This window comes from Thermaerobacter sp. PB12/4term, assembly GCF_003403315.2.
Taxonomy (GTDB): Bacteria; Bacillota; Sulfobacillia; order Thermaerobacterales; family Thermaerobacteraceae; genus Thermaerobacter.
Map to the genome: position 1 here is coordinate 1,107,961 of NZ_CP048407.1, position 13,868 is coordinate 1,121,828.

The following is a 13,868-nucleotide window of genomic DNA, read 5'->3' on the forward strand; positions in this document are numbered from 1 at the left end:
TGCCCCGGGAGCAGCATCGCTTGTGGCAGCAGGCATTGCCGGGGCCACCGGGGAGGGCGGCGCCGGTGAAGGGGCGCAGGGAGGAGGCGCCGGCGTCCAGCGGGCGGCCGCAGGCCGGGAGAGCCGTGCAGCCCCCCGCCGGGTACGCCGCCTTGGCGGGGCCTTGGTCGACGACGGTGACCGGGGGCCGCGGGGCCGCAGGCAGGGTACCGGCCCGGCGGCTGCGGGCCAGGCGCTCGCCGGTTCGGATGGCCTAGGGGGCGGCCGGCAGGGCGTCCACCAGGGGGGAATGGAGGGCCTGGCTGCCCTGGGCGGTATGGCCGGCCAGGGCGGCGGTCGCGCCGGCGAGGAGCAAGGGGGTGGCCGCCAGGGCGGGAGCCGGGAGCGCTCCCGCCAGGCCGACTGCGGCCGGCGGCGCCAGGGCTGGCCGGGGGGTTGGGGCGGCGGCTTCCCTGATGGCGGCCTGGTGGCCGGTCCCGCCGGGACAGCGGGTACCGCGGGTTGGACGGGGCAAGGGGTGGCGCCCCCTTTCCCCGGGCAGGCCGGCGGGCCCGCCGCACCCGGGCTTTTCGGGTTTCCCGGCGCTGCCGCGCCGCCGTGGGTGTCCCGGATGGACGGGGCGGGCGGATCGCCCGGCCTGATGCTCCACGGCCCCTGGGCAGGCCCGGTGGGAGCCCCGGGCTGGCCCGCCGGCCCGGGTGGCGGGCCGGCCGCCATGATGCCTTGGGTCCCGGGCGTCCAGCCGCTAGGCTGGCCGTTCACGGGGCCGGGAGCGGCCCGGCATCCCGCTTCCCCGGGACCCCGGGACGGCGGTGAAAACGCCCAGGACCAGCATGGTCAGGGGACGGTCCCTCCAGGGTACGCCGCGGTAGGGCCCACCGGGTCTCCGGTGCCGGGCGCCGGCGGCTGGCCGGGCAGCAGCCCGTGGCCGCTCGGCCTCATGCCGGGCGGCTTGAACTGGTCCGGCGGGCCTGTGGGAGCCGCCGGCACGGCCGGGCCGGTTCTTCCGGCGGCCATGGTGCCGGCGGGTTGGACAGCCCTTCCGCCCGGGGCAGGAACCGCAATGCTTCCCGGGGCCGCGCCGGCCCACCCGATGGGCGTCGATCCGGCCTCGGCCGCGGGCGCCGGTACCGGTGGGGAGGGGGCCGACGACGGCGGGCAGCAGCAACCGGGGGGTGGCGAGGCGCCCGGCGGCCCTGGCGGCCGCAATCCGGCTCTCAGCCTGGTCAGCGCCCACCTGCAGCTGCGCCAGGACATGGAAAACAACCTCCGCAAGTTGCGGCAGGTCATCAGTGAGAGCCAGGCCATCGCCCAGCAGATGGAGCAGCTTCTGGCGGCTACCTCCCAGTGGGGCGGCGGCGACAGTGGCCGCGCCCAGGGGGAACAGGGCGGGGATGGTGGCCAGGGCGGCGAAAGCGGCCTGGGCGGTGGTGCCGGGAACGGCACCGGCTCTCGCCAAGGTAACGGCGGCCGCCATGCCCGGGGCGCGGCAGGTGGGGGGCCGGAGCAGCAGCAGGGAGGAGGGGGTCACGGGGGCGGCGGCCGCCGCCAGCCCGGTCCCCAGGCCTAGCATCGAGCGTGTCGAGGGATCGCGGGTGAAGGCATTCCGGGTGAAAGGCATTCCGGGTTCGAGCCGGGCCCTTCTTCCCCCGGCCCTCCCCCGCTGATCGCCCTTGACAGCGTTTCCTCAACTTGCATACAATATCATCGGGTTTCCCACGCTTCCCCGATCCCGCCATCGGGCTTGCGGAACACCACGCCAGTGCCAGCCAGCCGCCAGCCTGGGACGGGGTCAAACGCCGGGTGTCGGCCGGTCCGTGGTTGGTTTCCGAATTCTCCCTTGATTCAAGGGCAGGCATCGCTGGCCACCCCGTGGCAGGTGGAGTGGCCGGGTTGGGGTGCCATCATGGGCACGTCCGGGGCTAGCGTGCCCGGGCCCCATCGAGGTGCCTGCCGCGGTCCTGTCCCGTCGACCCCCCGTGCAGGTATGGCCAGCATAGGGGTGGCCCGCTGAAAAAGGCGACGCGCCCGCGGCCACGGCGGGGAAGGCTTGCCGCCGGGCGGAGCCGCTGGGCCGCCTTCAGCCGGTGCCTCCGGCCGCCGCGCCTTGCCGGATGAATCCCTGCGGGCCTGAGCGGCCTCGGTGCTGATGCTGGACCCATCGAACTTGCCTCGGGACCGGGCTGCCCGCGGGTCGCCGGGCGGGCGCCCGCTGGTCCCGCGGCCCGAGCTGGTGCCAGAGCCGCAGGTCAGGAGATGCCAGGAAGGAGGGACCTTGCGTGCGGGTGCGACGCGTCGCCGTCATCGGTGCCGGTCACGGCGGCCAGGCCATGGCCGCGTATCTGGGGTTGCTGGGCTTCCGGGTGGCTCTCTACAACCGGTCCGCCGCACCGCTGGAACCCATCGCCGCGGCGGGCGGGATCTTCCTTGAGGGAGAGGTGGGGGGCTTCGGGCCGGTGGAACGCGTCGCCTGCACCATCGGTCCCGAGCTGCGCCGCTACCGCCTGGTCATGGTGGTGGTCCCGGCCACCGCCCACCGCCAGGTGGCCCGCTGGTGCGCCCCCTTCCTGGGGGACGGCCAGGTGGTGGTCCTGCACCCCGGGCGAACCGGCGGGGCCCTGGCCTTCCATACCGCCCTCCGGGAGGCCGGCAACCGGGCCGACGTGCTGGTGGGCGAGGCGCAGACGCTGCTCTTCGCCAGCCGGGTGACGGGACCCGCCCGGGTGCGGATCTACGGATTCAAGCGCCAGGTGCGGGCCGCCGCCCTGCCTGCCGTCCGCAATGCGGAGCTGCTGGCGGCCTTGCGGGAGGTCCTGCCCCTCTTCACTGCTGCCGAGAGCGTTCTCGAGACCAGCCTGGACAACATCGGGGCCGTCTTCCATCCTGCCCCGCTGCTGCTCAACGCCGCCCGGGTGGAAACGGGCGAGCCCTTCGAGTACTATCGCCAGGGCATCTCCCCCGCCGTGGCGCGGGTCGTCGAGGCCCTGGACGCCGAGCGCCTGGCGGTGGCCGGGGCCCTGGGGCTGCGCCTGCGCAGCGCCCGGCAGTGGCTGGCGGAAGCGTACGGGGCCTGGGGGCCCGGCCTCTACGAGGCCATCCAGGCCAATCCGGCCTACCGCGGCATCGGGGCGCCCCTTTCGGTGGAACACCGCTACCTCGACGAGGACGTGCCGGCCAGCCTGGTGCCCATGGCGGCCCTGGGACGCCGCCTGGGCGTGCCGACGCCGGTGATGGACGGCATCATCCACCTGGCCGGCGCCCTGCGGGGAACCGACTACTGGCGGTCCGGCCGCAGTTTGGCGGAGATGGGCCTTGACGGGATGAGCGCGGAGCAGATCCAGCGCTGGGTCACCCTGGGTGAGATGGACGAGGCCATGGTCGTCTGAAGGGCACGATGCGGGCAGAACCGTTGCGGCGGACGCCGGCGGGCCCAACGAAGAAGCGGGGCGGTGGCCGGCCCTTGCAGGGCCTGTTGCCGCAGGAGGTGAGGCGTTTGGACCGGAAGCCGAAGATCCTTGGGGCGGCCGTGGGCGACTGCGTCCACGTCGCCGGGGTGGTGAACTTCCTGCACCTGGCGGAGGCCCAGGGGTACGAAACCTTCTGCCTGGGCCCGGCGGTGCCCGTGGACGAGCTGCTCGGCGCGGCCCTGGAAGATGATCCCGACATCATCGCCGTGGGCTACCGCCTGACCCCCGAGACGGGAGCCCGGGTCCTGGCGGAGCTGAAGGAAAAGGCCGAGCGCATGGGCCTGGCCGGCAAGCGCTTCATCTTCGGCGGTGTGGGGGCCGTGTGCGATCATGCCCGGCGCCTCGGCCTGTTCGAAGCCGTGTTCGACGCCGACACCACCGTCGACGAGATCATCGCCTACCTGCGGGGGGGACCGGCGCGGCAGGATGCCGCGGACTACCCCCAGACCCTGGTGGAGCGGATCGAGTTCAAGCACCCCTATCCCATCCTGCGCCACCACTTCGGCCTGCCGTCGGTGGAGGCCACCATCCGCGGGGTCGAGGCCATCGCCGAGGCCCGCTGCCTGGACGTGATCTCCCTGGGCACCGACCAGAATGCGCAGGAGCACTTCTTCCGGCCCGAGGAGATGGATCCCGACGAACACGGCGCCGGCGGCGTGCCCGTCCGCAGCCCCGACGACCTGCGGGCCATCTACCAGGCTTCCCGGCGGGGCAACTACCCCCTGATGCGGTGCTACAGCGGAACGCGGGACACGCTGAAGTGGGCGGAGATGCTGAGGGACACCATCAACAACGCCTGGTGCGCGGTGCCTCTCTTCTGGTACAGCCAGCTGGACGGGCGCAGCCGGCGGCCGCTGGACGAGTCCATCGCCGAGGCCCAGGCGCTCATGCGCTGGCACGCCCGCCACGGCATTCCGGTGGAGATGAACGAATCGCACCACTGGAGCCTGCGGGATGCCCCCGACACGGTGGCCGTGGCCGCCGCCTTCCTGGCAGCGTACAACGCCTACCGCTGCGGGGTGAAGACCTACGTCCAGCAGCTGATGTTCAACAACCCGCCGGGCACCTCGATCCAGATGGACCTGGCCAAGATGCTGGCCAAGCTGGAGCTGGTGGGCGAACTGGAAGGGGACGGTTTCCGCGTGCTGCGGGAGACCCGGACCGGCCTCTCCAGCTACCCGGCGGATCTGGACCGGGCCAAGGGCCAGATCGCCTCCTCGGTGCTGGTGCAGATGGCGCTGAAGCCCCACATCGTTCACGTGGTGGCCTACACCGAGGCCAGCCACGCCGCCACCGCGGAGGACGTCATCGCCTCCTGCCGCATCGCCGAGCAGGCCATCCGCAACGCGGTGTTCGGCCTGCCCGACATGCTGCGGGACCCCGTCATCCAGGAGCGGAAGAACCAGCTGGTGGTCGAAGCCCGCCAGCTGCTGGAGGCGATCCGTTCCCTGGCTCCGGCCGGAGTCTCCGATCCCTGGACGGATCCCGGCACCCTGAAGCTGGCGGTGGAGATGGGGCTCATGGATGCGCCCCACCTCATGGGGAACCGGGCCGCCTGCGGCAAGGTGCGCACCCGCATCGTCAACGGGGCCTGCGTCGCCGTCGACCCGGCGACCGGGAAGCCTTTGCGGGAAGAAGAGCGCATCGCCCGGGTCTTTGCCGACTACGAGCGGGCGGTGGCCGGTACCGCCCCGGCGACCCCGGCCTGAGCCCGGCCCCGACGCGGACTCCGGGGCCGTTCCGTACCAGCCCGGGGCCGCCCCCTGTCCGGGGAGCGGCCCCGCCTGCTGCCTGCAAGGTCGTGGAGGCCGGACCGGCGGCGAAAAGATGGTCCGGCCCGCGACTACGGTGCCACCCGGACGGTCACCGAGGCGGCTGCCGGGCCGCCGCCCTGGTGGTAGAAGTGGACCTCCAGGACGTACTCGCCCGGTTCCTCCGGCGCGGGGATGGGACCCAGCTGGATTGACTGGCCGGCGGGCACCGGCACCAGGGCGCCGGTTTCCATCATGCCGTGCTCCCAGGGCCGGCGCTGCCCGCCGTCGACCCGCCAGGCCTTGAGGCCGCCCAGGCCGCCGGTGAGCTGGATCTCGGCCCCGCTGTCGTTGCGCACCGTGAGGGTGATGGCCTCTCCCGGGCGGTAGCGTTCCCGGTCGGCCGCCAGGCTGACGCCCGCCACCTCCGACGCTCCCTTCGTTGTCTTCGCCCCACCGGCCGCGTCACCGCCGGAGCCGGCATCCGGGCGCTGGCCGGCCTGCGGAGCCTGCGCCCCCAGGGCGGCGCACCCGGTCAGCAGGGCCGCCACCGCCATGACCGCCAGGATGGCGGAAGCGTATCGCCGCGTCCCCGGCCGCCACCGCCTCGGGCTCATCCCCCGCCCGTGTCCCTTGCCACGTTCCATCGCAACCCCTCCTCCGGGGTGATCCTGCTGGTTGGCCGTCCATTGGACGCCTGCAGGGCGGTACCGGTTCCCGCCCCCGATCGCCCTTCACGGGCGGGCCCGGGGAAAGCACGCCGGCCCGCCCGGACATGCCCTTCAAGTCCTGTCCCTCATAGCCGCCCGGGCCTGTGCATAGGCATGGTGGCGCGGCACCGGGCGCCCGCTCGCCGCAGGCCGGGGACGGGCGCCCCGCCAGCGGGAGGAGGTAGGCCGTGGTTCGTCCAGGAAACGACCGCGCCAGCCGCCGGCCGGATCGGGTATCCTCCGCACCGGCCCCCGCCGGGCGGGCGGGCGGATTTGTGCCGGAACCAGGCTCCGGCAGGTCCCGGCCCGGCGACCCGGGGGGGCTCCGGGGGACCCGTTCGACCCGATCAGTTTCCCTGCCGCCGGGCCGGAGCCCTGCCGGGGGCGGGGCGCTCCGACCCGGGGGAGGAGGCCATCGCGGCCGGGGGCGGGGGGAGGCACGGCAGGTGGCGTGGCATGCCCTTCCGCCCCACGAGTGCCTGGCGCTGCTCGGCACCGGGCCCGAGGAGGGCCTCCCGGCCGCCGAGGCGGCCCGGCGCCTGCGGCGCTACGGGCCCAACCGGTTGCGGGAGGCCCGCCGGGATCCGCTCTGGCGGAAGCTGGCCGTCCAGTTCCAGGACGCGCTGGTCCTCGTCCTGGTGGGAGCGGCGGCTCTGTCGGCAGCGCTGGGCGAGCAGGCCGACGCCATCACCATCCTGGTCATCGTCATCATCAACGCGTTGCTGGGCTTCCTGCACGAGCACAAGGCGGAGCAGGCCCTGGAGGCGCTGAAGGCGCTGGCGGCCCCTCAGGCCCGGGTGATCCGCGACGGCCACCGCCAGGTGGTGGCGGCGGCCGACCTGGTGCCCGGCGACCTTATTCTGCTGGAGGCGGGCGACCGCGTCCCTGCCGATGCGCGGCTCCTGGAGTCCCACAGCCTGGGCGTGGAAGAGGCGGCCCTGACGGGGGAGTCCCGGCCGGTCGGCAAGTCGGCCGCCGCCACCTGCGCGCCGGAGGCTCCCCTGGCCGAGCGGCCCACCATGGTCTACCAGGGGACCACGGTGGTCCGCGGCCGGGCCCGGGCGGTGGTGGTGGCCACGGGCATGGCGACGGAGATGGGCCGGATCGCCGGGCTTCTGGAGGCGGCGGAAGCCGAGCCCACGCCCCTGCAGCAGCGGCTGGCCCACCTGGGCCGGGTTCTGGTCAGTGCGGCCCTGGCGGTGTGCGCCGTGGTGGTGGTCCTGGGGGTGGTCCAGGGCGAGCGCCTGGCGTCCATGTTCCTGGCCGGCGTCAGCCTGGCGGTGGCGGCGGTGCCGGAGGGCCTTCCGGCCGTGGTCACCATCGTCCTGGCCCTGGGCGTCCAGCGGATGGTGCAGGCCAATGCCATCATCCGCCGGTTGCCGGCGGTGGAGACCCTGGGGTGTGCCACGGTGATCTGCTCCGACAAGACGGGGACCCTGACGGAAAACCGCATGACGGCCCGCCGAGCGATCACCGCCAGCGGCCGGTTCGCCCGCACCGCCGAAGGGGAACCCTGGAGGCCCGAGGCCGGCGGGGAAGAGGGGGAGGCCGGGGGGCCGGGGCGGCCGGTTGCCGGTGCCCGGACGCCGGCCCCGGCAGTGGGGGCCGGAGCCGGGGCCGGGCGGGCCGGTGGGCCGGGGGGCGGCCCGGCCGCGGAACTGCAGTTGCTTCTGGAAGCGGTGGCTTTGTGCAACAACGCGGTGCCCGTCAGGGCCGGGGACGACCCCACGGGGGATCCCACGGAGGTTGGCCTGGTCAAGGCCGCCTGGGCCGGGGGCATCGACGCCCGGCGGCTGCAACGGGAGCGTCCCCGGCTGGCCGAGCACCCCTTCTCCTCGGAACGGCGCCGCATGGCCGTCGTCTGCCGTGACGCCCAGGGCCGGGCCGTGAGCTACGTCAAGGGCGCGCCCGAGGTGGTGCTGGAGCGGTGCCGGTTCCTCTGGCGGGAGGGGCGGGCCGTCCCCCTGGGCGAAGGGGACCGGCACCGGATGGCCGCCGCGGCGGCGGCCATGGCCGAACAGGCCCTGCGGGTCCTGGCGGTGGCCGTCCGGGTGCTGGGGCCCGGGGACGACCCTGAGGACGAGGCGGTGGCGGAAGGGGACCTGGTGCTGGCCGGCCTGATCGGTCTGATGGACCCGCCCCGCCCCGAGGTGCCCGCGGCCATCGCTCGCTGCCGGCAGGCGGGCATCCGGCCGGTGATGGTCACCGGCGACCACGCCCGCACGGCGGCGGCCATCGGCCGGGAGCTGGGCCTCCTGGCCGGCGGCGACCCGGTGCTGGAGGGGCGGGACCTGGACGAGCTGGACGACGAGCAGCTGGCCCGCAGGGTGGGCCAGGTGGCCGTCTTCGCCCGGGTGGCGCCGGAACACAAGCTGCGGATCGTCCGCGCCCTCAAGCGCCAGGGCGAGGTGGTGGGAATGACGGGGGACGGGGTGAACGACGCCCCCGCCCTCAAGGAGGCCCACATCGGCATCGCCATGGGCCGCACGGGCACCGATGTGACCCGGGAGGCGGCGGACATGATCCTGACCGACGACAACTTCGCCTCCATCGTCGGCGCCGTGGAGCAGGGCCGGGCCATCTACGACAACATCCGCAAGTTCATCCGCTACCTCCTGGCGTGCAACACCGGGGAGATCCTGGTGATGTTCCTCGCCCTGCTGGCGGGCTTGCCTTTGCCGCTGCGCCCGATCCACATCCTGCTGGTCAACCTGGTCACCGACGGCCTGCCGGCCGTGGCCCTGGGCCTGGAACCGGCGGAACCCGACGTGATGAACCGGCCCCCGCGGCACCCCCGGGAAAGCCTCTTCGCGGGCGGCCTGGGGCGGCGGGTGCTGATCCGGGGGGCCGTCATCGGCGTCACCACCCTGGCCCTGTTCGTCCTGGGGTCGGCGGGCGGCGACCTGGAGCGGGGCCGGACCATGGCCCTGGCGGGGCTGGTCCTGAGCCAGATGATCCACGTCTTCGATTGCCGGTCCGAACGGCGATCCGCCTTCGACGTGCCCCTCTCCGCCAACCCCGCCCTGGTGGCGGCTGTGGCCTCGTCGGTGGCCGTGCTGCTGGCGGTGGTCTACTGGGAGCCCCTGGCCCGACATTTCTATACGGTGCCCCTGCGCCCGGGGGACTGGGTCATGGTGCTGGGCGGGGTCTTGCTGCCCTGGGTGGCGCTGCTGGTGCGCCGGTCGCTGGTGGGAAGCCGGCCCCAGGCCGCCGTGGGGTCGAGCCGAGCCTAGCGGGGAGCCGGCCGGGATGCGGCAGGGCGCGGGCGCCCCGAGAGGCCTGCGCCCCCTGAGGAGGCTCCGGAGGGGAGGCAGGGCCGCCAGGCCCGGCGAGCCGGTGGCCTGTGGCCGCCGCTTGGCCGGGGGCGGCCCCTTGCGTTCCCGCTCGGCAAAGCCAGAGTATGTTAACATGAGGTGGGTGCGACCGCGCCGCGGCCCGGCCCCGTCGCGGCCGGGCCGCGGGCCCCAGGCAGCCGGCCCGTCCCCTGGACCCTGGGGCGCGGGCTCCCCGCCTGCCGGCGATTCCCCCCGGCCGGCACACCCCGGGTGGGAACCCGAGGCAGGAGCCCGGCCGGAACGGCGGGCCGGCTCCGGCGGCGGCGCTGGCGGCCGCCTTTTTATTTGCTTTGCGGGGGAGGTGGCCGTGGTGACGGCACGCCGGCCCATCCGGCTGACCAAGATGCACGGCCTGGGCAACAACTACCTGTTCCTGGACGGGCTGGCCGAGCCCGTTCCTCCCGACGACGACCTGCCGGCTCTGGCCCGGGCGGTCAGCGACCGCAACTTCGGCATCGGCAGCGACGGGCTCATCCTGGTGCTGCCGCCCCGGGATCCCGGGGCCCGGTTCCGGATGCGCATCTTCAACGCCGACGGTTCGGAGGGCGAGATGTGCGGCAACGGCATCCGGTGCCTGGCCCGGCTGGTCTACGACCGGGGCTACACCCGGGAGACGGAGTTCGTCGTCGAGACGGGGGCGGGGCCCATCCGGCCCCGGCTGCACCTGGACGGAAACCGGGTCACGGGCGTCACCGTGGACATGGGCGTGCCCCGGCTGGAGCGGGGGATGATCCCCATGGCGGGACCGGCCGGGGAGCAGGCCGTAGAGGTGCCCCTGGAGGTGGAAGCCGGCGGGGAGCGGAGCGTGTTTACCGTCACCGCCCTCTCCATGGGCAATCCCCATTGCGTGGTCTTCGTCGACGACCCGGACGCCGTCGATCTGGAGCGCCTGGGGCCCGCCTTCGAGCACCATCCCGCCTTCCCCCAGCGGGTCAACACCCACTTCACCCGGGTCCTGAACCCCGAGCGGGTACGGGTCCGGGTGTGGGAGCGGGGTTCCGGTCCCACCCTGGCCTGTGGAACGGGCGCCTGTGCCGTCGCGGTGGCAGGCGTTCTGACCGGCCGCACCGGCCGCCGGGTCACGGTGGAACTGCCCGGCGGGCCCCTGCAGATCGAGTGGGCCGGGGACGGCCACGTCTACATGACGGGACCCGCCGCTTATATCGGGGACGTGGTCTACGATCCCCACTGAAGCACGCGCCACAGGAGGTGCAGCCCCATGGTGCAGCCGGCACGGCGGCTGGAGCGCATCCCACCCTACCTGTTCGCCGAGCTGGACCGCCTGCAGGCGGAAGCAGCGGCTCGCGGTGTGGACGTGATCAGCCTGGGCATCGGGGATCCCGATCAGCCCACGCCGCCCCACATCGTGGAAGCCTTGCAGAAGGCCGCGGCCGATCCCGCCAACCACCCCTACCCCAGCTACGCGGGCTCCCGGCGCTTTCGCCAGGCGGTGGCCCGCTGGTTCGAAGGCCGCTTCGGGGTTCGCCTGGACCCCGAGGGCGAGGTGCTGGCCCTGATCGGATCCAAAGAAGGGCTGGCCCACGTGATCTGGGCCTACGTGGACCCGGGCGACATGGTGCTGGTGCCCGATCCAGGGTACCCCGTGTACAAGGCCCACACCCTGCTGGCGGGCGGCGAGCCTTACGTCCTGCCCTTGCGGGAGGAACGGGGCTGGCTGCCCGACCTGGAACAGGTTCCTGCGGACGTGGCGCGGCGGGCCAAGCTGCTCTTCCTCAACTACCCCAACAACCCCACCGGCGCGGTGGCCACGCTGGAGTTCTACCGCCAGGTGGTGGAATTCGCCCGCACCTACGACCTGCTGGTGATCCAGGATGCGGCCTACACGGAGGTCGGGGAGCCGGGTTACCGGGCTCCCAGCATCCTGCAGGCCGAAGGGGCGCGGGACGTGGCCCTGGAGTTCCACAGCCTGTCGAAGCCCTTCAACATGACGGGCTGGCGCATCGGCTTTGCCGTGGGCCAGGCCGGCCTGCTGCGGCCCCTGGCCACGCTGAAGACCAATACCGACTCCGGCCAGTTCACCGCCATCCAGGAGGCAGCCGTGGTCGCCCTGGAACAGACCCCGCCCGCCTGGTTCCAGCGCCTGGCGCAGCTGTATGAGGCCCGCAAGGAGCTGGTGCTCACGACCCTGCAGGAGGTGGGCATTGCCGCCACGCGCCCCCGGGCCACCTTCTATGTCTGGGCGAGGGTGCCCGAGCGGTTCTCCAGCGACGGCGACTTCGCCGCCTTTCTGTTGCGGGAGGCGGGCGTGGTGGTCTCTCCGGGTTCGGCCTACGGCGACCACGGGGCGGGGTACTTCCGCATCTCCCTCACGGTGCCGGACGACCGCCTGGCCGAGGCCATGGACCGCTTGCGGCGGGTGCTGGCTTGACACGCTGGGGCGCCCGCCGGCGCGGCGGGTTGGATGGGCGGGGTTGGGGATGAACGGGCCTGCGCGGCCCGGCGCGGGTGGCGGCGGCGCTCCGGTGCCGGGCCCTTTCGGAGGGGAGGCCGGCCCGGTACCGGGACGGACCCGGCCGGTGCGGGTCGAGGCCTGGCTGGCCACAGGCCGGCTGAAGGCCACCTGGGACGGGATGCTGGCCGCGGGGCCGGGATGGTGGGCCGTCGCGGCCCTGTGGTCCCGGGGACCGGTGGCCGCCGGGCCCCTGACCTTCGCGCCGGGCGACCGGCTGCTGGAGATATACTGGGCCGAGCGCTGGTACAACGTGTTCCGGGTTCTGGCGCCGCCGGCCCCGCCGGCGCCCGGCCCCCGGGAGGGGCACCAGGCGGGTGGGCAAGGGCGGGCCGGGGAGGGGGAGGCGGATGCCGCCGGAGAAGAGCCGGGTGCCTCCGGCCGCCTGCCGGGGCAGGCCGGTGGACCGCACCCCCGGGCGGGATCCCGCGTTTGGCGCCCGGCCGGGTATCGCCTGAAGGGGTATTACGTCAACCTGTCGACCCCGGCCCGGATGCTGGAAGAAGACGGCCTGCCCCGCGGCCGGGAAGCGGAGGCGGCCGCGCCGCAGGCCACCCGGCCCGTTCGCCTGGCCTACGTGGACGGCGTGCTGGATGCGGTGGTTCTGCCGGACGGCAGCTGGCAGTGGCTGGATCAGGCGGAGTTCCGGCGGATGGTGCAGGGGGCGGGCCGGGGGTCCGGGATCGCGGGTCCTGCCGCCGCAGATCGGGTCCCGGAGGGGGAACGGGCCGGTGCCCCCCTGCCGCTGCCCGGGCCGGCCGCGTGGCGGCAGGCGGCGCGCCACCTGGCAGCGGGCCTGGCGGCGGGGGCGGGCCCCTTCGTGGAGAACCTGGTCCCCTGGGATGACCTCGAAAGGATGCTGTTCCCGGCCCCGGCCGGCGAGGGCTAGCCGGCACACCGCGTAGCGGGGAGGATGGGCGTGGTCCGCAGCATGACGGGATTCGGGCACGCCGGTGCCCAGTCGGCCGAACACCGGCTGGCGGTGGAGGTCCGCACGGTCAACCACCGGTTTCTCGACGTGGCGGTGCGGCTGCCGCGGGAATACGGCGCCCTTGAAGATCGGATCCGGCGTGCGGTAACGCAGCACATCGAACGGGGGCGTGTGGACGTCACCGTTCGTATAGATCGGCTTACATCACCCGTCAGGGGCGTTCACGTTGACACCCATCTGGCCCACGCGTATTATGAGGCGTTGAAAGAATTGCGCCGGGTTCTGCGCCTGCCGGGCAGCATCGACGTGGACATGCTGCTCGATCTCCCCGACGTGCTGCGGGTGGAACAGGCCGAGGAGGACCTGGACGCCCTGTGGGCGGCGCTGGCGCCGCTCCTGGATGCGGCTCTCCGCCAGGTGGTGGCCATGCGGGAGGCGGAAGGGGCCGCCCTGGCCCAGGACCTGGCCCAGCGGGCCGCCCGTGTCGAAGCCCAGGTGGAGGCCGTCGCCGGCCGGGCGCCGGAGGTTGTCCAGGCCTACCGGCGGCGGCTGGAGGGCCGGCTGGCGGAATGGGGGGACCTGGCGGTCGACCCCCAGCGGGTGGCGGCGGAAGTGGCCCTGATGGCGGAGCGCAGCGACATCAGCGAGGAATGCGTCCGCCTGCGCAGCCACTGCCGCCAGTTCCGGGAGCTGCTGGCCCAGGGCGGGCCGGTGGGGCGGCGGCTGGACTTCTTGCTGCAGGAGATGCACCGCGAGATCAACACCATCGGCGCCAAGGCGGCCGACCTGGACATCGCCGGCCGGGTGGTGGAGGTCAAGGCGGAGCTGGAAAAGATGCGGGAGCAGGTGCAGAACGTGGAGTAGGTATGGCGGCCCGCCGGCTCCGTGGCGGGCGGGGAAGCCGGCCCGCCGGGGCGGGCAGGGCTGCCGGGAAGGGGCGGGTTCCGTGGACATCAAGCTGGTGAACATCGGGTTCGGCAACATCGTCTCTGCCCACCGGATCGTGGCCATCGTCAGTCCCGAGTCGGCCCCCATCAAGCGGATGATCAGCGAGGCCCGGGACGACGGGCGCCTGATCGATGCTACCTACGGCCGCAGGACGCGGGCGGTCATCATCGCCGACAGCAACCACATCATCCTGTCGGCCGTCCAGCCCGAAACGGTGGCCCACCGCCTGCTCAGCACGCGGGAGGGCGAGTGAGGG

At 73.9% G+C, this 13,868-nt stretch carries 11 protein-coding genes; 9 read left to right on the plus strand and 2 right to left on the minus strand.

Features of this window, described 5'->3' with window-relative positions; translation table 11 throughout:
• Positions 1-253: 253 nt before the first annotated feature.
• Complete coding sequence (locus DYI95_RS04505; RefSeq protein WP_147308142.1) at positions 254-514, minus strand: hypothetical protein; 261 nt, start codon at positions 512-514, stop codon at positions 254-256.
• A gap of 549 nt (positions 515-1,063) precedes the next feature.
• Here DYI95_RS04505 and DYI95_RS04510 point away from each other — a divergent pair.
• The 3 genes from DYI95_RS04510 to DYI95_RS04520 all read left to right on the plus strand — a co-directional run bounded on the left by DYI95_RS04510 (position 1,064) and on the right by DYI95_RS04520 (position 5,176).
• A complete protein-coding gene (locus DYI95_RS04510; RefSeq protein ID WP_147308141.1) occupies positions 1,064-1,570 on the plus strand; it encodes a hypothetical protein in 507 nt (168 codons plus the stop codon).
• Between the two features lie 709 nt (positions 1,571-2,279).
• Positions 2,280-3,386, plus strand: a complete 1,107-nt coding sequence (locus DYI95_RS04515; protein ID WP_116901612.1) for an NAD/NADP octopine/nopaline dehydrogenase family protein — start codon at positions 2,280-2,282, stop codon at positions 3,384-3,386.
• A 98-nt stretch (positions 3,387-3,484) separates the two neighbouring features.
• Complete coding sequence (locus DYI95_RS04520; RefSeq protein ID WP_243149861.1) at positions 3,485-5,176, plus strand: methionine synthase; 1,692 nt, start codon at positions 3,485-3,487, stop codon at positions 5,174-5,176.
• A gap of 134 nt (positions 5,177-5,310) precedes the next feature.
• On the opposite strand, the gene DYI95_RS04525 is transcribed toward DYI95_RS04520, so the two are convergent.
• A complete protein-coding gene (locus tag DYI95_RS04525) occupies positions 5,311-5,865 on the minus strand; it encodes a hypothetical protein (protein WP_116901610.1) in 555 nt (184 codons plus the stop codon).
• Between the two features lie 509 nt (positions 5,866-6,374).
• Here DYI95_RS04525 and DYI95_RS04530 point away from each other — a divergent pair.
• The 6 genes from DYI95_RS04530 (at position 6,375) to remA (ending at position 13,865) form a co-directional block, all read left to right on the plus strand.
• Positions 6,375-9,161, plus strand: a complete 2,787-nt coding sequence (locus DYI95_RS04530) for a cation-translocating P-type ATPase (RefSeq protein ID WP_116901609.1) — start codon at positions 6,375-6,377, stop codon at positions 9,159-9,161.
• A gap of 430 nt (positions 9,162-9,591) precedes the next feature.
• Positions 9,592-10,455: a diaminopimelate epimerase gene (dapF, locus tag DYI95_RS04535; RefSeq protein ID WP_164581371.1), complete on the plus strand. Its 864-nt coding sequence runs from the start codon at positions 9,592-9,594 to the stop codon at positions 10,453-10,455.
• A gap of 27 nt (positions 10,456-10,482) precedes the next feature.
• Entirely contained in the window at positions 10,483-11,652 is a 1,170-nt protein-coding gene (locus DYI95_RS04540) for an LL-diaminopimelate aminotransferase (protein ID WP_116901607.1), read from the plus strand.
• 148 nt (positions 11,653-11,800) lie between these two features.
• Positions 11,801-12,622 carry a DUF402 domain-containing protein gene (locus DYI95_RS04545; protein ID WP_147308140.1) on the plus strand — a complete coding sequence of 274 codons (822 nt, stop codon included), beginning with the start codon at positions 11,801-11,803 and terminating at the stop codon, positions 12,620-12,622.
• 24 nt (positions 12,623-12,646) lie between these two features.
• A complete protein-coding gene (locus tag DYI95_RS04550) occupies positions 12,647-13,528 on the plus strand; it encodes a YicC/YloC family endoribonuclease (RefSeq protein ID WP_243149862.1) in 882 nt (293 codons plus the stop codon).
• Positions 13,529-13,610: 82 nt separating this feature from the next.
• A complete protein-coding gene (gene remA / locus DYI95_RS04555; RefSeq protein WP_006905037.1) occupies positions 13,611-13,865 on the plus strand; it encodes an extracellular matrix/biofilm regulator RemA in 255 nt (84 codons plus the stop codon).
• The last annotated feature ends 3 nt before the right edge of the window (positions 13,866-13,868 follow it).

Excerpts from the sequence above, each read along its gene's own strand:
- DYI95_RS04525 (WP_116901610.1), bottom strand. The coding sequence starts at position 5,865 with ATGGAACGTGGCAAGGGACACGGGCGGGGGATGAGCCCGAGGCGGTGG.
- DYI95_RS04550 (WP_243149862.1), top strand. The coding sequence starts at position 12,647 with ATGGGCGTGGTCCGCAGCATGACGGGATTCGGGCACGCCGGTGCCCAG.
- DYI95_RS04510 (WP_147308141.1), top strand. The coding sequence starts at position 1,064 with ATGCTTCCCGGGGCCGCGCCGGCCCACCCGATGGGCGTCGATCCGGCC.
- DYI95_RS04540 (WP_116901607.1), top strand. The coding sequence starts at position 10,483 with ATGGTGCAGCCGGCACGGCGGCTGGAGCGCATCCCACCCTACCTGTTC.